We start from the raw sequence: 19,259 nt of genomic DNA on the forward strand, positions 1-19,259 counted from the left end.
GGAACGCTCGGACGGGCGGGGGCCGGCGAACGCGTCAGGCGCGCAGACGCAGGCCTCTGGGCGTGGCGACGAAGCCGACGGTCTCCAGGAGGGCGCCCAGGGGGGACGTCAGCGCCGAGGCGCCGTTGACGCGCTCCACCGTGACCGTGCCGAGGGAGCCCGCGCGGGCGGCCGTGGCGAGGGCCTCGGCGGCGGCCGGGAGGCGCGGGTCGTCGGCGGATTCGCCGTCGGGGCCGGCGGGCCAGGCCAGCAACGTCTTGCCGCCGCGCTCCATGTAGAGCGTCAGCTCGCCGTCCACCAGCACCACCAGCGAGCCCGCCTTGCGACCTGGTTTGTGTCCGGCCCCGGTCGGCGGCTCGGGCCAGCCCAGGGCGGCACCGTAGGCGTTCGCCGGGTCGGCGGCGGCCAGCACCACGGCGCGTGCGGCACGGTCCGCACCGGTACGGCGGCCGGCGAAGGGGTCGTACGCGGGACGCCCGCCGCTTTGCCGGGGCGCGGGGGACTGCGGGGCCAGGTCGCGCGGGGAGACGTAGTCGCCCGGTGAGGGACGGGGGGACGGCGGGTCGTCCGGGGCGGAGGGGCCGTCGTGGCCCGGAGAGGCTCCGAAGGGGTCCGGCCCGGCGTCGAAGGGGCCGGGCGCGCCCGGGGCCGGGAGGCCGTCGCCCCGCTCGCGCGCGTTGGCCGCCGCGCGGAGACGGTCCACGGCCCCGTCCATCGCGAACTGGGCGGCGCCCAGCCCCTCCACCACGTAGCCGCGCCGTGCCTGACCCGTCTCCTCGAAGGCGGACAGAACGCGGTACACCGCTGAGAAGCCGCCCTCGACGCCCTCCGCGGCGACGGCCCCCCGGGTCACCACGCCGTGCCGGTCGAGCAGGGTGCGGGCCAGTGCGTGGGCGCGGACCGTGGCGTCGGTGTCCGCGTCCGGAAGCAGGGACCAGCGGCCCGCGACGGTCGGCGGACCGGTGCGGGAGGCGCTGCGGGCGGCGGCCGTGAGCGAGCCGTAGCGTCCGCGCGGAACGGAGCGTTTCGCGCGGTGGGCGGTGGAGCCCGCGGTGCGGCCCGATCCCAGCAGGGAGCGCAGGGGCGCGAGCGTGTCGTTGGTCAGCCGCCCGGACCAGGCGAGGTCCCACAGGGCGTCGGCCAGCTGGGGATCGGTGGCCTCGGGGTGGGTGGTGGCGCGGACCTGGTCGGCGATCTGGCGGAAGAAAAGGCCGTAGCCGCCGGAGAGGGCGTCCAGGACGGACCGGTGGAGGGCGGTCGGCTCCAGGGGGTGCGGGGGCGGCAGGAGCAGCGGGGCCGCGTCCGCGAGGTAGAGGGAGATCCAGCCGTCCTTCCCGGGGAGCGAACCGGCGCTGGCCCACACCACCTCCCCGGTGGCCGTCAGCTCGTCCAGCATCGCGGGGACGTAGTCCCTCACCCTGGACGGCAGGACCAGCTTCTCCAGGGCGGACGCGGGCACCGAGGCGCCCTGCAGCTGCTCGATCGCGCGCACCAGGCCGTCGACGCCGCGCAGGGAGTGTCCCTTGCCGACGTGCTGCCACTGGGGGAGGAACTGGGCGAGCGCGGGCGGCGGCACCGGCTCCAGTTCGTGCCGCAGCGCGGCCAGGGAGCGGCGGCGCAGCCGGCGCAGTACGGTCGCGTCGCACCACTCCTGTCCGATGCCGGCCGGGTGGAACTCGCCCTGGACGACCCTGCCCGCCGACGAGAGCCGTCGCAGGGCGCCCTCGGTGACCGCCACGCCCAGGCCGAAGCGGGCCGCCGCCGTCGCCGACGTGAACGGGCCGTGCGTGCGCGCGTACCGCGCGAGGAGGTCGCCGAGGGGGTCCTTGACGGGCTCGGTGAACGCCTCCGGCACGCCGACCGGCAGCGCCGTGCCCAGCGCGTCGCGCAGCCGGCCGGCGTCCTCGATCGCCGCCCAGTGGTCGGCGCCGGCCACCCGCACCCGGATGGCGCGCCGCGCGGAGGCGAGCTCCCGCGCCCACTGCGGCTCGGCGCCGCGCTCGGCGAGTTCGGCGTCGGTGAGCGGACCGAGCAGCCGCAGCAGGTCGGCCACGCCCTCCGCGTCCTTGACGCGCCGGTCCTCGGTGAGCCACCGCAGCTCGCGCTCCAGCTCGGTCAGCACCTCGGCGTCGAGCAGTTCGCGCAGCTCCGCCTGGCCGAGCAGCTCGGCCAGCAGCCGCGAGTCCAGCGACAGGGCGGCGGCGCGGCGCTCGGCGAGCGGGGAGTCGCCCTCGTACAGGAACTGGGCGACGTATCCGAAGAGGAGGGAACGGGCGAAGGGGGAAGGTTCGGGGGTGGTGACCTCGACCAGGCGCACCTTGCGCGCCTCCAGGTCGCCCATCAGCTCGACGAGTCCGGGTACGTCGAAGACGTCCTGGAGGCATTCGCGGACGGCCTCGAGGACGATCGGGAACGAGCCGAACTCCCCGGCCACCTGGAGCAGCTGGGAGGCGCGCTGACGCTGCTGCCACAGCGGCGTGCGCCGGCCGGGGCTGCGGCGCGGCAGCAGCAGCGCGCGGGCGGCGCACTCACGGAACCGGGAGGCGAACAGGGCCGAGCCGCCGACCTGGTCGGTGACGACCTGGTCGACCTCGCCCTTGTCGAAGACGACGTCGGCCGCGCCCACGGGGGCCTGGTCCGCGTCGTACTCCGGGCCGGTCCTCACCGGCTCCTGGTCGAGGAGGTCGAGGCCCATCAGGTCGGCGTCCGGCAGGCGCAGCACGATGCCGTCGTCGGCGTGCATCACCTGTGCGTCCATGCCGTACCGCTCGGAGAGGCGGGCGCCGAGCGCGAGCGCCCACGGGGCGTGCACCTGGGCGCCGAACGGGGAGTGCACGACGACCCGCCAGTCGCCCAGTTCGTCGCGGAAGCGCTCCACGACGATGGTGCGGTCGTCGGGGACGTGGCCGCAGGCCTCGCGCTGTTCGTCGAGGTAGGACAGCACGTTGTCCGCGGCCCAGGCGTCGAGGCCCGCGGTGCGGAGCCGCAGCCGGGCGTCGTCCCGGGACAGCGAGCCCACCTCGCGCAGGAACGCGCCCACCGCGCGGCCCAGCTCCAGCGGGCGGCCCAGCTGGTCGCCCTTCCAGAACGGCAGCCGGCCCGGCACGCCCGGCGCCGGGGAGACCAGGACCCGGTCGCGCGTGATGTCCTCGATGCGCCAGGAGCTGGTGCCGAGGGTGAAGACGTCGCCCACGCGGGACTCGTAGACCATCTCCTCGTCCAGCTCGCCGACCCGTCCGCCGCCCTTCTTGGGGTCGGCGCCCGCCAGGAACACCCCGAAGAGGCCGCGGTCGGGGATCGTGCCCCCGGAGGTGACGGCCAGGCGCTGGGCGCCCGGGCGGCCGGTGATCTCGCCCGTGACCCGGTCCCACACCACGCGCGGGCGCAGCTCCGCGAACGCGTCGGAGGGGTAGCGGCCGGCGAGCATGTCCAGGACGCCCGTGAAGGCGGACTCGGGCAGGGAGGCGAAGGGCGCCGCGCGGCGGACCGCGGCGAGCAGGTCGTCGAGCTGCCAGGTGTCCATGGCCGTCATGGCGACGAGCTGCTGGGCCAGGACGTCGAGGGGGTTGGCGGGGACCCTCAGGGACTCGATCGCCCCGGTGCGCATCCGCTCGGTGACCACGGCCGCCTGCACCAGGTCGCCCCGGTACTTCGGGAACACCACGCCCGTGGAGACCGCGCCCACCTGGTGTCCCGCGCGGCCGACGCGCTGGAGACCGGAGGCGACGGACGGCGGTGACTCGACCTGCACCACCAGGTCGACGGCGCCCATGTCGATGCCCAGCTCCAGGCTGGAGGTGGCGACCACCGCGGGCAGCCGGCCCGCCTTGAGGTCCTCCTCGACCAGGGCGCGCTGCTCCTTGGACACCGAGCCGTGGTGGGCGCGCGCGATGACCGAGGGTGCGCCCTGGGCGGCCCCGGAGCCGCCCATCAGCTCGGCGGGGGAGTGGTGCTCGGCCAGGGGCTCGCCGGTGGCCCGCTCGTAGGCGATCTCGTTGAGCCGGTTGCACAGCCGCTCGGCGAGGCGGCGGGAGTTCGCGAACACGATGGTCGAGCGGTGCGACTGCACCAGGTCGGTGATCCGCTCCTCGACGTGCGGCCAGATCGACGGGCGCTCGGCGCCCTCCGAGCCGTCGGCGACCGGGGAACCGCCCAGCTCGCCCAGGTCCTCGACCGGCACCACCACGGAGAGGTCGAACTCCTTGCCGGACTCCGGCTGCACGATCTCCACCTTGCGGCGCGGGGAGAGGAAGCGGGCGACCTCGTCGACCGGGCGCACCGTCGCCGACAGGCCGATGCGGCGGGCCGGGCGGGGCAGCAGCTCGTCCAGCCGCTCCAGGGTGAGCGCGAGGTGCGCGCCGCGCTTGGTGCCGGCGACCGCGTGCACCTCGTCCAGGATGACCGTCTCCACGCCCGTCAGCGCCTCGCGCGTGGCGGACGTCAGCATCAGGAACAGGGACTCGGGCGTGGTGATCAGGATGTCCGGCGGCCGGGTGGCCAGGGCGCGGCGCTCGGCGGGCGGGGTGTCGCCGGAGCGGATGCCGACCTTCACCTCGGGTTCGGGCAGTCCCAGGCGCACGGACTCCTGGCGAATGCCGGTCAGAGGGCTGCGGAGGTTGCGCTCGACGTCGACGGCCAGCGCCTTCAGCGGCGAGACGTACAGCACGCGGCAGCGCTTCCTGGGGTCGGCGGGCGGCGGCGCGGAGGCCAGCTGGTCCAGGGCGGCGAGGAAGGCGGCCAGGGTCTTCCCGGAACCGGTGGGGGCGACCACCAGCACGTCCGAACCCTCCCCGATGGCCCGCCACGCTCCGGCCTGGGCGGCGGTGGGCGCGGAGAACGCCCCCGTGAACCAGCCGCGGGTCGCGGGGGAGAAGCCGTCCAGGGCTCGGTGCGGATCGCTGACCATGCGTCCATCGTGCACCCGGCCACTGACAATCGGGCCGGGGGCCGGACCGGCGCAGTCGGGGCCGCGTGACAATGGCCGTATGGCGGAATCACGCGAGGAGCGGGCGCGGCACTGGCGGTACGACGAACTGCCCGGTGTCGATCTGCTGCGTGCCCGGTACATACGGAAGACGTTCGTCCGGCACACCCACGAGCACTTCGTGATCGCCGCCATCGCCGACGGCGTGGAGGTCTTCCACCACGGCGGCGGCGACCAGTACGCGGGGGCCGGGGCCCTCGCCCTGGTGAACCCGGACACCCCGCACACCGGCCGGGCGGGCGTTCCCGAGGGCTGGCGGTACGGGGCGGTGTACCCGTCGCCCGAGGTGGTGGCCGCCATCGCCGCCGAGACCACCGCGCTGCGCGGCACACCGGGGTTCGTGACGCCGGTGTTCGACGATCCGTACGCCGTCCGTCTGGTGCACCAGGTGCTGCGGGCCACCGACGAGGGCAACGCGCTTGCCGCCGACACCCTGCTCCGGGTCGCGGTGACCCGGCTGCTGCGGCTGAACGGAGGGACGCTGCCGCGGCGCGAGGTGCGCACCGCGGGGGCCCGGATCGCCACGCGCGCGCGTGCCGTGCTGGAGGACCGGATGGCCGACCCGCCGACCCTGGAGCGGCTGGCCGGTGAGCTGGGCACCGGTCCGTTCGCGCTGCTGCGCGCCTTCCGGGACACCTACGGGATGCCGCCGCACACCTGGCTCACCGACGCGCGCGTACGGCGGGCACGGCGGCTGCTGGACGCGGGCACGGCGCCGTCGGAGGCGGCCCTCGCGGTGGGGTTCACCGACCAGCCGCACCTGAACCGGCACTTCAGCCGGATCGTCGGTGTGCCCCCGGGCGCCTACCAGCGCGAGCGCAAGAACGTACAAGACGCGCGCGGCGGTCCGCCCGTACCGTCCGGGGCGTGGCAGTGGAACGGACGGAAACGCTCACAGACGTACGGGACGACGGAGGAGGAAAGCCGGACGGCGCCGTCGTACGGGACGCCCTCGGCGTCGGGGTCGCCGTCGGACTCTCCGGGTTCGCCTTCGGCGTGACCTCGGCGGGCAGCGGGCTCACCCTGCTCCAGACCTGCGCGCTCAGCCTGCTGGTGTTCACCGGCGCCTCCCAGTTCGCCCTGGTGGGGGCGCTGGCGGCGGGGGGAGGGCCCTTCACGGCCGCCGCGGGGGCGTTCTTCCTGGGGGTGCGCAACGCGTTCTACGGGCTGCGGCTGTCGCAGTTGCTGGCGCTGCCCCGCGCGGTGCGGCCGTTCGCCGCCCAGTGGGTGATCGACGAGACGACCGCCGTCTCGCTCGCCCAGCCCGGCCGGCGCGGCGCGCGCATCGGTTTCGTGGTGACCGGGCTCAGCCTGTACGTCCTGTGGAACCTCACCACGCTGCTCGGCGCACTGGGCGCCGAGGCCATCGGGGACACCGACGCGTGGGGACTGGACGCGGCCGGCCCCGCGGTCTTCCTGGCGCTCCTCGCGCCGATGCTGCGCACCGGCGCCGAGCGGACCGTCGCCGGGGTCGCCGTCCTCCTGGGGCTGGGTCTGCTGCCCGTGCTGCCGGCCGGAGTGCCGGTCCTGGTGGCCGCGCTCGCGGCGCCGGCCGTCCTGTGGGCGCGGGGTCGGAAGAGCGCCTCGCGCGGTGACACGGCGGAGGAGGACCGTTGAACATCTGGATCGCGATCGGCGTGACCGCTTTCGGCTGCTACGCCGTCAAGCTCGTGGGGCTGATGGTGCCCGCCGGGGTCCTGGAACGGCCCCTCGTGCGGCGTCTCGCCGCGCTCCTCCCGGTCGCCCTGCTGGCCGCCCTGACGGCCCAGCAGACCTTCTCCGACGGCCAGACCCTGGTCCTGGACGCCCGTGCGGCCGGGGTGGCGGCCGCCGCCGTGGCGCTGATCCTGCGCGCCCCGTTCCTGCTCGTCGTCGGAGCGGCCGTCGTGGTGACGGCGGGGGTGCGGGCGCTGGGCGGGTGACCGGGAGCGGATTCCGCTTACCCGCGCTTGCGGGGTGCCTCCCCCGCGCTCGGCTTCTCCCCCCGCTCGGCTTCTCCCCCACTCTCGGCTTCGCTCGAGCGGGGGGACCCCCATGAGCGGGGGGACCCCCATCGCCCTGGGGGTGCCTCCCAGGCCCTCAAGGCGCTGGGGGGAGGCACGACCGCCCGCAGCTGCGGTCGTCACGCCGTCCGCTCAGTCGGGCGGTGCGGCCGTGCGCCATCGAGGTGCGCGGGGACTCGATCGTCACCGTGGGCGGGCCTCCACCGGTGCCGCCGCCCCGGAAGCGGCGGGCGAAGAAATGCTGCTCGAGCACCCGCGCGGTGAGCCGGACGAACCGCTCCGCCCGTGCGAGCGGGGGCAGCGGGCGGAGAGCGGCGCCGGCAGGCCGCCCCGGCTCGGAGCCACCCCCGCAGGCGGGATACTGGGCGCATGCGGTTGACGGTTTTCTGGGAGCGGATGGCGGAGTGCTTCGGCGCGGGCTATGCCGACACCTTCGCGCGCGACCATGTCATGTCCGAGCTCGGCGGGCGCACCGTGCACGAGGCGCTGGCGGCCGGCTGGAACGTCAAGGACGTCTGGCAGGTGGTCTGCGCGGTCATGGACGTTCCCGCGGAGAAGCGCTGATCGTCACAGAGGGCGCAGGGGAGCGCATGGGCACGGCCGGCGTGGGCGAGACTTGATCCGTGGCACCCACTGACGAGACCGGGCAGGCGGCCCGGCATCCCACCACGCCCGGCGCGCCGCCTCCCGCCGGGCCCCCGTCGGCCCCCATATCCGGGCCGGGCGCCCGCATGCCGCGCTGGCTGCCGCGCGCCATGGTGCTCGCCCTCACGCTGTTCGCCTTGTTCCAGCTGGGCAGCTGGGTCTTCCACCAGCTCGTCGGCCTGCTGGTCAACATCCTCATCGCGTTCTTCCTGGCGCTCGCCGTCGAGCCCGCGGTGAGCTGGATGGCCGCACGCGGGGTGCGTCGGGGCCTGGGCACCTTCCTCGTCTTCCTGGGCGTGCTGATCGCCGCGGCGGGCTTCGTCACGTTGCTCGGGTCCATGCTGGCGGGACAGATCATCAAGATCGTCGAGGACTTCCCGGACTACCTCGACTCCGTGATCAACTGGATCAACACGCACTTCCACACCGAACTGCGGCGCGTGGACATCCAGGAGGGCCTGCTGCGCTCCGACTGGCTGCGCAACTACGTCCAGAACAGCGCCACCGGTGTCCTGGACGTCTCCACGCAGGTCCTCGGCGGTCTCTTCCAGCTGCTGACCGTGGGGCTGTTCTCGTTCTACTTCGCCGCCGACGGCCCGCGACTGCGGCGCACCGTCTGCTCCCTGCTGCCACCCGCCCGGCAGGCCGAGGTGCTGCGCGCGTGGGAGATCGCCGTGAACAAGACGGGCGGTTACCTCTACTCGCGCGGACTGATGGCGCTGGTCTCGGGCCTGGCGCACTACGTTCTGCTGGAGTTCCTCGAGGTGCCCTACGCGCCCGTCCTCGCCGTGTGGGTGGGTCTGGTGTCGCAGTTCATCCCCACCATCGGCACCTATCTCGCGGGCGCCCTGCCCATGCTGATCGCCTTCACGGTCGACCCCTGGTACGCGCTGTGGGTGCTGATCTTCGTGGTGGTCTACCAGCAGTTCGAGAACTACGTGCTGCAGCCCAAGCTGACCTCCAAGACCGTCGACATCCACCCGGCGGTCGCCTTCGGCTCGGTCGTCGCGGGCACCGCCCTGCTCGGTGCCGTCGGCGCGCTGATCGCCATCCCCGCCGTCGCCACCCTCCAGGCGTTCCTGGGCGCGTACGTACGGCGGTACGACGTCACGGACGACCCCCGCGTGCTCGGCCACCGCGGCCCCGGCGGGCCGGGCGCCCTCACCCGCGTCCGCCGGCTGTGGGCCCGCCGGACGGACCCGCAGCGGCCCCGCGACGGAGACGCCGGGACTCCCTGAGGGAGGGCGCCCCCTCCGCGACACACCGGACCGTGGTGCCGCGTGGTGCGCTTGACACAAAAATCGAACATCTATTCTCATGGATGTGCCGGTGAGGCTCGACGGCGGGTGTTCTGCCCCGGTTCGGGGAGGGATGCACCCGTGTTATCCACAGGCCGGAGGTGCGTCGGGGCGCGTTGTCAGTGGCAGGCGTTAGCGTCTTTGACGTGAAGCGATCGAATCAAGCAAATCGGGTGGAACCCATGGCAGGAACCGACCGCGAGAAGGCGCTCGACGCCGCGCTCGCACAGATTGAACGGCAATTCGGCAAGGGCGCGGTCATGCGCATGGGTGACCGGACGAACGAGCCCATCGAGGTCATCCCGACCGGCTCGACCGCGCTGGACGTGGCGCTCGGTGTGGGCGGCCTGCCGCGCGGCCGTGTGGTGGAGATCTACGGGCCGGAGTCCTCCGGCAAGACGACCCTGACCCTGCACGCGGTGGCGAACGCGCAGAAGGCCGGCGGCCAGGTCGCCTTCGTGGACGCGGAGCACGCCCTGGACCCCGAGTACGCGAAGAAGCTCGGCGTCGACATCGACAACCTGATCCTGTCCCAGCCGGACAACGGCGAGCAGGCTCTGGAGATCGTGGACATGCTGGTCCGCTCCGGCGCCCTGGACCTCATCGTCATCGACTCCGTCGCCGCGCTCGTGCCGCGTGCGGAGATCGAGGGCGAGATGGGCGACAGCCACGTGGGTCTGCAGGCCCGTCTGATGAGCCAGGCCCTGCGGAAGATCACCAGCGCGCTCAACCAGTCCAAGACCACCGCGATCTTCATCAACCAGCTCCGCGAGAAGATCGGCGTGATGTTCGGCTCCCCGGAGACCACGACCGGTGGCCGGGCGCTGAAGTTCTACGCCTCGGTGCGCATCGACATCCGGCGCATCGAGACCCTGAAGGACGGCACCGAGGCGGTCGGCAACCGCACCCGCTGCAAGGTGGTCAAGAACAAGGTGGCGCCGCCCTTCAAGCAGGCGGAGTTCGACATCCTCTACGGCCAGGGCATCAGCCGCGAGGGCGGCCTGATCGACATGGGCGTGGAGCACGGCTTCGTCCGCAAGGCCGGCGCCTGGTACACGTACGAGGGCGACCAGCTCGGCCAGGGCAAGGAGAACGCCCGTAACTTCCTGAAGGACAACCCCGACCTCGCCAACGAGATCGAGAAGAAGATCCTGACGAAGCTGGGCGTCGGCGTACGGCCCGAGGAGACCGCCGCCGAGCCGGGCGCGGACGCCGCGGGCACCGCTCCGGCCGAGCCGGCCGCCGTACCGGCACCGGCGGCCAAGGCCACCAAGTCCAAGGCCGCGGCGGCCAAGAGCTGACCCGTGACGCGACGAACCGACTGGGCCGAGGACGGGTTCGCGGCCTCCGGTGCCCCACGGGGGAGGGGCACCGGAGGCGGCGACGACTCAGCCGCGGACGGTGACGCGGCGTACGGCGACACCACCGGCGGGGGCGGCCCCCGTCACGGGGGTGGCGCACGGGCGGGCGGCTCGCGTGACGGCGGGCCGCGCGGTGGACGCGGGCGCAGACGCCGGACCTTCGGCGAAGCGGCCGCGGAGGACGGGGGCGACTCCTCCTCGTCGAGGGCCGAACGGGAGGAACCTCCGGCGGACCCGGTCGAGCGGGCACGGGCGATCTGTCTGCGCCTGCTCACCGGGACCCCGCGCACCCGGAAACAGCTCGCCGACGCCCTCCGCAAGCGGGAGATCCCGGACGAGGCCGCCGAGGAGGTGCTGTCCCGGTTCGAGGAGGTCGGACTGATCGACGACAGCGCCTTCGCGGACGCCTGGGTGGAGTCCCGGCACCACGGCCGGGGACTCGCCCGGCGCGCGCTCGCCCGGGAGCTGCGCACCAAGGGGGTCGACCCCACGCTGATCGACGCGGCCGTCTCCCGGCTGGACTCCGAGCAGGAGGAGGCGACCGCCCGGGAACTGGTCGTCCGCAAGCTGCGCGCCACCCGCGGACTCGACCGCGACAAGCGGCTCCGCCGCCTCGCCGGCATGCTCGCCCGCAAGGGCTACCCCGAGGGCCTCGCCCTGCGCGTCGTCCGGCAGGCGCTGGAGGAGGAGGGCGAGGACACGGAGTTCCTCGGCGGCGAGGGGGTCTGAGGCGGCGGGACACACGGCCCCCGTACCGGTCGCTCCGCTGCGACGCCCTACGCGGGCGCGGGGCGCCACCGGCGACCGGGCCGCCCCTAGCCGTTCTTCTGTGCGAGGACGGCGTACACCAGCAGGTTCCGCTGGTAGCCGCCGCGTTCGCGGTCGTACGGGGGCGCGCAGGTGACCAGGGTCAGGACCGGACGTCCGTGGCGCCGGAACACCTCGTCGGGGAGCCTGTCCTTGTCGACCACCTCGCGGGCCGTCACCTCGTACCGCACGGGGGGCGCGTCCTCGCGGACGACGGTGACGTCGTCGCCCTTCCGGACCCCGTACAGCTTGGCGAAAGCGCCCAGGTCGCCGGTGCGGTCGTCCACGTGGCCGATGAGGACGGCGGACCCGGCGAGGGCGCCCGGCGCGGGGCCGTAGCGGTACCAGCCCACCTGCTCCGCGTCGTCGGGGATCTCCACCGTGCCGTCGTCCTGAACGCCGACGCCCATGACCCGGGCGTCCAGGGAGACCCGCGGGACGCGCAGTGTCGTCGGTTCGGGTGGAGGGCCGGATGTGTTCCCCGCCTCGCCCGGTGCGTCGTCGTGGATCCCGAACGAGCTCCCGGCCGCGGGCTCCTGGGCCCGCGGCCGGGAGCCGAAGTCCGGCGGCACCGAGGCGCCGGACGGCCACAGCGACCAGACCAGCAGCGCCGCCAGGACGACGGCGGCGACCGCGGCGGCCCCGACGGCCGCCGCGGAGGGCCGTCCGCTCCTCGCGGAGGAACGCATGGCCGTCAGCCGCTCCGGGAACGTCGGCGACGGGCGGCCAGCAGACCGGCGACCGCGACGGCGCCCGCGGCGCCCCAGGCGAGCCAGACGGTGGCGGATTCGTTGTCGGAGGCCATGGCACCGCTCTCACCGGCGTTCACACCGTTCGGGGCGGAGGCCATGCCGCTGATCGTCTGTGTCTTCAGCGCGAGGTTGTCGTCCTTGGCGCTGCCCCAGGCGTAGACGACCGTGTGGGCGCCCTCGGCGAGGTCGAGGTCGACGGGGCCGATGGCCACGGTGTCGGTCCCCGCCAGGACGACATCGGCGTTCACCGTGCCGGCGGGCACCTCGAGCGACTTCTCGTTCGGGTTGGTCAGCCCCTCGATGACCGGCTTGCCGCCCGCGCGGACGTCCACGGCGGGGGCCGCGGCCACGTGACGGACGGTCAGCCGCGACTGGCCGGCCGGGACCTCGGAGGTGTCGTTGACGAACGCGGTGAGCGTGGGGGTGCCCTTCGCGTCGAGGTGGGCCGCGAGCGTGGCGTTCGCCCCGGCCGGGACATCGACGCTCTTCTGGATGGCGGGATCGCCGTCGGGGCCCTCGCCGTTGGCGAAGATCTCGATGTCGTAGGTGCCCGGGTCCAGGGGCTGCGGCTCGGTCAGGGTGCCAGGCTTGAAGTCGGGAAGCAGTTCGTCCCCGTTGGCGTACACGTCGACGGTGAGTCCCGGGACGCCGTGGAAGACGGACACGGACGCCTTGCCGTCCTGTTGCGCCGTAGCGTCCGCGGAGGCGGAGGCGGGGACGGCCAGGGCGAGGGACAGTGCGCAGGCACCGGTGGTGGCGGCGATCTTCCTGTTGCGCGAGTTCAGCATCGGAACTCCCTCCGTGGGGGGCCCGGTCGTACATGGGGCCCGGCTTCCGGATGAGCGGCTTCTCGGACGCGTCCCGCGACGAGTTCTTCGGCCTGATGCCCAGGGGCCCTCACCGGCCGGTCGGCGGCGTCCGTTCGCGTGTGGCGCGCTGCCGCGGTCGGCATCACGGGTGTGGGTCGGGGCGCTGTCGGGAGTGATGTCGTGTGCGTGGTCGGGCTACTGGGCAGTGCGTGTGCTCTTCGTCGAGCGGCCTGCTCCCCGGGACACCTGATCCATTGTGGGAGACCATGCGGCATTGCGCCACTTGTGTCACTTGCGTCACGTGCGTCCCCATCGAAAACGGCGCGCCCGCCCGGCCGTCCTCACCGACGGCGCCGACCGACAGGAGACTTCGCTTACGCGAAAAAAATTTCAGGTGACTGTTGACGCGCTTTCTTGAGGGAGGGGACCCTGGAAGGACCATTTCTCCCCCTTCGCCCGGAAGGTGTGACGATGATGAGTTCCCTCCGCCCGCCCTCCTCGCCCGGCGCGCACCCTGTTGCGGCGCGCGGTCGTTCGCGCCCTCGGCGGCCGGTGGCCGCGGTGCTGGCCGACCGGCTCGATGACGTCCCCGTGGTGGACGAGGCCGTCCGGCTCGCCGTCGCACGTGGCGCGCCGCTCCTGCTGATCGCGGTGCTGCCGCCGCTGCTGCCGCGGTCCGTGGCGCCCCGGCCGGACGGGGCGACGGTTCGCGCGGTGCTGGGGCGTGCCCTGCCGCGCCTGGCCCGCGCCGGGATCGGGTACCAGCCGGCCGTCTGTCACCGTCCCGCCGGGCAAGGCGGTCGGCTGTGCGCGGCCAAGGGGCTGCTGGACGTGGCCGTCGCCCACGGCTGTTCGTGGCTGGTGGTCTCCCGCAGTGGGCCGACGGAGCTGGACGCGAGCACGGTGATGGAGGCGGCCGCCATCCGGGGTGGCCCGTTCATCCATGCGGCTCCGCCGATGCCCTGGGCGCCGCTGGTCGAGCACCGGCCTCCCGCCTGACGCGGACGCATCGAGCCGCCGGAGGGGCTGTGCGAACGGGGGACGGCCCCGGGCCGCGCCCCGCACGTCAGGAGGCGGTCATGGCCGATGCCGCGCCTCGGGCGCTGTCCGGGCCGGGGAGGGTTACGAGGTGGTGTGTCCGGAGTCGGCTGCGGGGGGCTCCTCGCGGTGGATGAAAGTGGCCAGCAGGTCGCCGACGGGGTGATCGGCCTCGGTGGGGTGGCGCAGGGCGACGGTGGGGTCGATCGTGTAGTGGTTGCGGCGGCCGACGCGAGTGCGGGTGAGGTATCCGGCCGCTTCGAGGTCGGCGACGATCAACTGGACGGCGCGTTCGGTGATGCCGATCCGGTCGGTGACGTCCCGGAGCCGCGCTTCGGGGTCCTGGGCGAGAGCGATCAGGACCCGGGCGTGGTTGGTCAGGAACGTCCAGTGCTCACCGCGTGCGGAGGAAGGGTGGCTCATGGCCTTCATCATACGAAGAGGGCTTCGCCTGACCAACAGTATTTCGCGAAACTCGATTTATGAAAACTTTTTCGCGTAAGTCTTGACGTGCTTTGAAGTGTCGAGTGATGCTGGACACACCCCGATGTCCTTCCTCGGTCCCGATGGAAGGGGTCCCCGATGTCCCTCCGTACCCGGCCCGACGACCTCGCTGGGGTCGACGCGGCGGCCCGCCCGGCCGCCGCCCGCGATGCGCCAATGCCGTTGTCCGCCGTCCTGCCCGTCCGGCGGCAGCCGGCCGGGCGGCATTACCCGCCGCTGGTGGTCGCCTCCGGCCGGGGACCCGCCTCCTCGGCCGGAGCCCGCCGCGGAGGCGGTGCGGGACCGGCCGCTCCGGCGCCCGCCGAGGTGCGCGACATGTGGACGTCGGCCCGGCAACGCCTGACCACCGCCCTCCGTCCTCCTGCTGTGCCCGAGGAAGTCGATGTCCCATGAATGATCTGTCGTTCCCCGTTCCGCTGTGGGTGTGGGCCGCGGTCTCGCTCGTCATCGCCGTCATGCTCGCCGTCGATCTGATCGCTCACCGCGACAACCACGTCATCGGGTTCAAGGAAGCGGCCGTCTGGTCAGGGGTGTGGATCGCGATCGGCCTGGCCTTCGGCCTGGTCCTGCTCGTCTGGCAGGGCGGAGAGGTCTCCTCCACCTACTACGCCGGATACCTGATCGAGAAGGCACTGTCGATCGACAACGTCTTCGTCTTCGCCCTGGTCTTCTCCTTCTTCGCCGTGCCCGACGCCTACCAGCACAAGGTCCTGTTCTGGGGTGTCATCGGCGCTCTGGTCTTCCGGCTGGTGTTCATCTTCGTCGGCGCCGAACTGCTGCAGCTCTTCTTCTGGACCGCCTACCTGTTCGGCGCGTTCCTCATCTGGACCGGTTACAAGATGGCCGTCTCCAAGGACGAGGAAGTCCACCCCGACCGCAACGTCGTCGTCCGTCTGGTCAGGAAGGTCGTCCCCACCGACCCGACGTTCCACGGCGGCCGGTTCTTCACGAAGATCAACGGAAGGCGTGTGGCCACCCTGCTGTTCGTGGCCCTGGTCGCGATCGAGGCCACCGACCTGATCTTCGCCGTCGACTCCGTCGCCGCGATCCTGGCGATCACCACCAGCACCTTCCTGGTGTGGACCGCCAACGCCTTCGCGGTGCTCGGCCTGCGCAGCCTGTACTTCTGCCTGGCCGGGCTGCTGCGCCGTTTCGCCTACCTCCACTACGGGCTCGCGGTGCTGCTCGCCTTCGCGGGAGTCAAGCTGATCCTGTCCGAGACCCCTGTGGGCAAGCTGCCCATCCCCCTCACCCTCGGCGTCATCGCCGCCACCATCACGGTGTCCATCGGCTGGTCCCTCATCGCCACGCGTGACGACGACGGCGGCACCACGCCGGGTACGGACCGCGCGGACGGCGCCGAAGCCGACCGGGTGACCGGGGCGGGCTCTCCCCCCTCCACCCGCTCGCACGGTACGCAACCGCGCCGACCGTAGCGGTCGCCGCCCGCTCCACTGCTCTCGTGGGCGTCGCGTCCACGGCCGTTGTCCGTGCCGGGGCCGACGCGGCACGGCGACGCGCGGAGCCGGAACCTCAGCGCGACGCCGCCCCGGCGTCCGCCGTGGCGTCCGTCTCCGCCCCCGCCGCGGCGGGACCGCCGACCGCCGCCTGCGCCGCCGCGTACAGATCCGCCGGGCGGACCCCGCTCAGCGCCGTCACCAGGTGCCCGTCGGGGCGCACCAGCAGCACGGTGTGGGCCGCCGCACCCGGATAGCTCTCGGCGACCAGCAGCTCGGCCCGGTGCGGCAGCGCCGAGACGGCCGCCGCCAGCCGGGGCATGATCCCGGCGGACACCCAGTGCCGGCGCTCCCACACCCCCGTGCCGGGCGCGATCAGCACCACCAGCAGCGCGCCCCGGCCGAGCCGGTCCCGCAGCCGGACGAAGGTGCCGTCCTCCGCCGTGACCCGTACGTCCGTCACCGCCGACCCGGGGGCCGTCGGCAGGGGTGTCTCGCCCTCGAGGCGGCCGGGGGTGAGCGGCGAGCCGGCGTACGTCCCCGGCGCGCCCAGCGCGCCCCGCCCCAGATGGCCGTCCATCAGCAGGGCGTCGTGCCCCCGCGCGGACCCGGGAACGTAGGAGCGCAGCCCTCCGCCGCCGCGCACCAGCGGCAGCGCCTGGTCGGCGGCGCGCAGCCGGGCGGCGACGACCGCGCGGCGCTCGGTCTGGTAGCTGTCGAGCAGCGCCTCGTGCGGACCGTGATGCCAGGCCAGCGCCAGCTTCCAGGCGAGGTTGTCGGCGTCGCGGAGCCCTTCCTCCAGCCCGTGCGTGCCCAGCGCGCCGAGCAGGTGGGCCGCGTCCCCGGCGAGGAACACCCGGTCGGCCCGCCAGCGCCGGGCCAGCCGGTGGTGGACGGTGTGCACCCCGGTGTCCAGCAGTTCGTACGGCGGGGTCGGACCGCCCGCCCAGCCGGCCAGGGTCTCCCGGATCCGGCCCAGCAGCAGTTCGGGCGTGACCAGGTCCTTGCCCGGCGGCAGCAGCCAGTCCAGGCGCCACACCCCGTCCGGCAGCGGGCGCGCGGTGATCTCCCCGGCCGAGGGGCCCGAGGTGCGCCACGGCGGCGTGCGGTGCAGCAGTGCCTCGTCGTGCCAGGGGAGCTCGGTGCGCAGGGCGGCCACGGCGTGACGTTCCACCGCGGTGCGGCCGGGGAAGCGGATGTCCTGGAGCTTGCGCACGGTCGAGCGCGAGCCGTCGCAGCCGACCAGGTAGCTGCCGCGCCACCAGGTGCCCGTCGCGCCCCGGGTGTGGGCGGCGACGCCCGAGGGTTCCTGCTCCATGGCGTCCAGCCGGCTGTTCGCGGCGACCTCGACGAGCCGTTCGCCGGCGAGGGCGGCGCGCAGGGCGCCCGTCAGGACGTGCTGGGCGATGTGCAGGGGAGCGGGCTCGGTGTCGCCGAAGGCGACCTCGGCCGTCACCTGCTTGCGCCGCATCGACCGCCATCCGGCCCAACGGAGACCGGCGTGGACGAGCGGCACTCCGGTCAGCCGCTCCATGAGCGCGGCGGTCTCCTCGCGCAGGACGATGGTGCGGGCCGGGCGGGGTTCGTCCTTGCCCGCGCCTTCGTCGAGGACCACGCACGGTACTTCCTGGCGTGCCAGCGCCAGTGCGAGCGCGAGCCCGACGGGCCCCGCTCCGACGATGATCACCGGGTCCACGGCGCGGCGCCCCCTGCTCGAAGTGACGTCTGAAGGGACGTGGAGGAACAGGAAGATGGAGCAGGGTGCACGATCACAGAACGTATGCAACCTATTGCCGGTGCTTGCGTCAAGTGACCGAAGGCCAGTGGCGATCATGAAGTGGGCCGGGGCCCGTCACACCACTCGACCGTTCCTCGCACGAGTCCGGTGCGCACCGCTCCTCCGTACCGCCGGGGGCGGCCGGCAACGCGACATGACTGTGGCCCGCCGGGATACGGCGGGCCACAGTCATGTCGTGCGTCAGGCGCGTGTCACTGGTCCGCGCCGGTCTTGAACGTGCCGCCGACCTCCGCCGCGTTGAGGTCGTCGACGTCCTCCGCGCCGAGCACCGCGCCCGTGCCGCGCCTGCTGCGGCGCAGCCGTCCCTCGAGCCAGGAGGCGAACGAGGTGAGGAGGAAGTTCAGGGCGATGAAGACGACCGCCACCACGATGAAGCTGGGGATGACGTTGGCGTAGTTGGCCGCCAGCGTGGCGCGCGAGTTCAGCAGCTCGGTGAAGCCGAGCATCACGCCGCCCAGCGCGGTGTCCTTCACGATGACGACCAGCTGGCTGACGATCGCCGGGAGCATCACCGTGACCGCCTGCGGCAGCAGGATGCTGCTCATCGTCTGGCTCTTGCGCAGGCCGATCGCCTGGGCCGCCTCGGACTGTCCCTTGGGCAGGGACAGGATGCCGGCCCGGACCACCTCGGCGAGCACCGAGGCGTTGTAGAGCACCAGGCCGGTGACGACCGCGTACAGGGGCCGGGCCTCGCTGGTGACGTCCGTGGACCGGGCGAAGAACTCGTTGGCGAACAGCATCAGCAGCAGCACCGGGATGGCCCGGAAGAACTCGACCACCGCGCCGGCCGGGACGCGCACCCAGCGGTGGTCCGACATGCGCGCGATGCCGAGGACCGCGCCCAGCGGGAGGGCGATGACCATGGCGAGGGCCGCCGCCTTCAGCGTGTCGGCCAGACCCGGCAGCAGGTACGTCGTCCAGGCCTCGGACGTGGTGAAGGGCTTCCACAGGGCCCACTCCAGCTGGCCCTTGTCGTCCAGCACCTGCCAGATCCACCACAGCAGCAGGGCGAGCAGGACGAAGAAGACGACCGAGAAGGCCAGGTTGCGCCGCTTGGCCTTCGGGCCGGGTACGTCGTAGAGGACAGAAGTCATCGCTTCACCGCCAGGCGCTTGCTCAGCCAGTTGAGGATCAGACCGGTGGGCAGGGTCAGTACCACGAACCCGAAGGCGAAGACCGCGCCGATGAGCAGCGTCTGTGCCTCGTTCTCGATCATCCCCTTCATCAGGAACGCGGCCTCCGCCACACCGATGGTGGCCGCCACGGTCGTGTTCTTGGTCAGCGCGATCAGCACGTTGGCCAGGGGGCCGATCACCGAGCGGAACGCCTGCGGCAGCACGACGAGGCCGAGCACCTGGCTGAAGCTCAGCCCGAGGGCCCGTGCCGCCTCCGCCTGTCCGACGGGCACCGTGTTGATGCCGGAGCGGATCGCCTCGCACACGAAGGCGGCGGTGTAGGCGACGAGGCCGAGCACGGCCAGCCGGAAGTACATGAGGTCGAAGTCGTCCCGCGCGCCCATCGTCATGCCGAAGATGTCGGCGAGGCCGAGCGACGTGAAGACGATGATGACGGTCAGGGGAATGTTCCGGACGACGTTCACGTAGGCGGTGCCGAAGCCGCGCATCAGGGGGACGGGGCTGACCCGCATGGCCGCCAGCAGGGTGCCCCAGACCAGGGAGCCGACGGCCGAGAAGACGGTGAGCTGCACCGTGACCCAGAAAGCGCCCAGCAGGGACGGGTCGTCATATTTTGAAAGAAAGTCGAACACGATCTCCCGCGCTTCCGGGTGTGTGACGTACGTGG

At 73.2% G+C, this 19,259-nt stretch carries 16 protein-coding genes; 9 read left to right on the forward strand and 7 right to left on the reverse strand.

The window, feature by feature from the left end; genetic code table 11:
- Positions 1-34: 34 nt before the first annotated feature.
- Complete coding sequence (locus ADK41_RS05980) at positions 35-4,906, reverse strand: ATP-dependent helicase (RefSeq protein ID WP_030825963.1); 4,872 nt, start codon at positions 4,904-4,906, stop codon at positions 35-37.
- 79 nt (positions 4,907-4,985) lie between these two features.
- On the opposite strand from ADK41_RS05980, the gene ADK41_RS05985 reads away from it, so the two are divergent.
- The 7 genes from ADK41_RS05985 (at position 4,986) to recX (ending at position 11,020) form a co-directional block, all read left to right on the forward strand.
- Positions 4,986-5,984 (forward strand): AraC family transcriptional regulator, encoded by a 999-nt coding sequence (locus tag ADK41_RS05985; RefSeq protein WP_030825966.1) that lies wholly within the window; start codon positions 4,986-4,988, stop codon positions 5,982-5,984.
- A complete protein-coding gene (locus ADK41_RS05990; RefSeq protein ID WP_030825969.1) occupies positions 5,981-6,601 on the forward strand; it encodes an AzlC family ABC transporter permease in 621 nt (206 codons plus the stop codon). The genes ADK41_RS05985 and ADK41_RS05990 overlap by 4 nt, the downstream gene beginning before the upstream one ends.
- Positions 6,598-6,906 carry an AzlD domain-containing protein gene (locus ADK41_RS05995; protein ID WP_030825972.1) on the forward strand — a complete coding sequence of 103 codons (309 nt, stop codon included), beginning with the start codon at positions 6,598-6,600 and terminating at the stop codon, positions 6,904-6,906. The genes ADK41_RS05990 and ADK41_RS05995 overlap by 4 nt, the downstream gene beginning before the upstream one ends.
- Before the next feature lie 450 nt (positions 6,907-7,356).
- On the forward strand, positions 7,357-7,551 hold the full coding sequence (locus tag ADK41_RS06000) for a DUF3046 domain-containing protein (protein ID WP_030825974.1): 195 nt from the start codon (positions 7,357-7,359) through the stop codon (positions 7,549-7,551).
- Between the two features lie 59 nt (positions 7,552-7,610).
- Complete coding sequence (locus tag ADK41_RS06005) at positions 7,611-8,870, forward strand: AI-2E family transporter (RefSeq protein ID WP_199822380.1); 1,260 nt, start codon at positions 7,611-7,613, stop codon at positions 8,868-8,870.
- Between the two features lie 242 nt (positions 8,871-9,112).
- Entirely contained in the window at positions 9,113-10,231 is a 1,119-nt protein-coding gene (gene recA / locus ADK41_RS06010; protein ID WP_030825980.1) for a recombinase RecA, read from the forward strand.
- A 3-nt stretch (positions 10,232-10,234) separates the two neighbouring features.
- Positions 10,235-11,020 (forward strand): recombination regulator RecX, encoded by a 786-nt coding sequence (gene recX / locus ADK41_RS06015; protein WP_030825983.1) that lies wholly within the window; start codon positions 10,235-10,237, stop codon positions 11,018-11,020.
- Between the two features lie 86 nt (positions 11,021-11,106).
- On the opposite strand, the gene ADK41_RS06020 is transcribed toward recX, so the two are convergent.
- Together ADK41_RS06020 and ADK41_RS06025 are read right to left on the reverse strand one after the other, a co-directional pair.
- A complete protein-coding gene (locus ADK41_RS06020; RefSeq protein ID WP_030825985.1) occupies positions 11,107-11,787 on the reverse strand; it encodes a class F sortase in 681 nt (226 codons plus the stop codon).
- A 5-nt stretch (positions 11,788-11,792) separates the two neighbouring features.
- Positions 11,793-12,638: a DUF4397 domain-containing protein gene (locus ADK41_RS06025; protein ID WP_030825986.1), complete on the reverse strand. Its 846-nt coding sequence runs from the start codon at positions 12,636-12,638 to the stop codon at positions 11,793-11,795.
- Between the two features lie 492 nt (positions 12,639-13,130).
- Here ADK41_RS06025 and ADK41_RS06030 point away from each other — a divergent pair, with 492 nt between their 5' ends.
- Positions 13,131-13,658, forward strand: coding sequence for a universal stress protein (locus tag ADK41_RS06030; protein WP_234318742.1), 528 nt, complete (start codon positions 13,131-13,133; stop codon positions 13,656-13,658).
- Between the two features lie 123 nt (positions 13,659-13,781).
- Here ADK41_RS06030 and ADK41_RS06035 read toward each other — a convergent pair whose 3' ends face one another.
- Positions 13,782-14,120, reverse strand: coding sequence for a helix-turn-helix transcriptional regulator (locus ADK41_RS06035; RefSeq protein WP_234318745.1), 339 nt, complete (start codon positions 14,118-14,120; stop codon positions 13,782-13,784).
- Positions 14,121-14,590: 470 nt separating this feature from the next.
- On the opposite strand from ADK41_RS06035, the gene ADK41_RS06040 reads away from it, so the two are divergent.
- Positions 14,591-15,637 (forward strand): TerC family protein, encoded by a 1,047-nt coding sequence (locus ADK41_RS06040; protein WP_030825992.1) that lies wholly within the window; start codon positions 14,591-14,593, stop codon positions 15,635-15,637.
- Positions 15,638-15,734: 97 nt separating this feature from the next.
- Here ADK41_RS06040 and ADK41_RS06045 read toward each other — a convergent pair whose 3' ends face one another.
- The 3 genes from ADK41_RS06045 to ADK41_RS06055 all read right to left on the reverse strand — a co-directional run bounded on the left by ADK41_RS06045 (position 15,735) and on the right by ADK41_RS06055 (position 19,224).
- Complete coding sequence (locus ADK41_RS06045; protein ID WP_030825995.1) at positions 15,735-17,354, reverse strand: FAD-dependent monooxygenase; 1,620 nt, start codon at positions 17,352-17,354, stop codon at positions 15,735-15,737.
- 293 nt (positions 17,355-17,647) lie between these two features.
- Positions 17,648-18,550 carry an amino acid ABC transporter permease gene (locus ADK41_RS06050; protein ID WP_030825998.1) on the reverse strand — a complete coding sequence of 301 codons (903 nt, stop codon included), beginning with the start codon at positions 18,548-18,550 and terminating at the stop codon, positions 17,648-17,650.
- On the reverse strand, positions 18,547-19,224 hold the full coding sequence (locus ADK41_RS06055; RefSeq protein ID WP_030826002.1) for an amino acid ABC transporter permease: 678 nt from the start codon (positions 19,222-19,224) through the stop codon (positions 18,547-18,549). The genes ADK41_RS06050 and ADK41_RS06055 overlap by 4 nt, the downstream gene beginning before the upstream one ends.
- Positions 19,225-19,259: the final 35 nt, after the last annotated feature.

Source organism: Streptomyces caelestis, from assembly GCF_001279005.1.
GTDB classification, from domain to species: Bacteria; Actinomycetota; Actinomycetes; order Streptomycetales; family Streptomycetaceae; genus Streptomyces; species Streptomyces heliomycini.

Coding starts and splice junctions, on each gene's coding strand:
- ADK41_RS06020 (WP_030825985.1), bottom strand. CDS start 11,787: ATGCGTTCCTCCGCGAGGAGCGGACGGCCCTCCGCGGCGGCCGTCGGG.
- ADK41_RS06035 (WP_234318745.1), bottom strand. CDS start 14,120: ATGAGCCACCCTTCCTCCGCACGCGGTGAGCACTGGACGTTCCTGACC.
- ADK41_RS06000 (WP_030825974.1), top strand. CDS start 7,357: ATGCGGTTGACGGTTTTCTGGGAGCGGATGGCGGAGTGCTTCGGCGCG.
- ADK41_RS06030 (WP_234318742.1), top strand. CDS start 13,131: ATGATGAGTTCCCTCCGCCCGCCCTCCTCGCCCGGCGCGCACCCTGTT.
- ADK41_RS05985 (WP_030825966.1), top strand. CDS start 4,986: ATGGCGGAATCACGCGAGGAGCGGGCGCGGCACTGGCGGTACGACGAA.
- ADK41_RS06050 (WP_030825998.1), bottom strand. CDS start 18,550: ATGACTTCTGTCCTCTACGACGTACCCGGCCCGAAGGCCAAGCGGCGC.
- ADK41_RS06040 (WP_030825992.1), top strand. CDS start 14,591: ATGAATGATCTGTCGTTCCCCGTTCCGCTGTGGGTGTGGGCCGCGGTC.
- recA (WP_030825980.1), top strand. CDS start 9,113: ATGGCAGGAACCGACCGCGAGAAGGCGCTCGACGCCGCGCTCGCACAG.
- ADK41_RS06025 (WP_030825986.1), bottom strand. CDS start 12,638: ATGCTGAACTCGCGCAACAGGAAGATCGCCGCCACCACCGGTGCCTGC.
- ADK41_RS05980 (WP_030825963.1), bottom strand. CDS start 4,906: ATGGTCAGCGATCCGCACCGAGCCCTGGACGGCTTCTCCCCCGCGACC.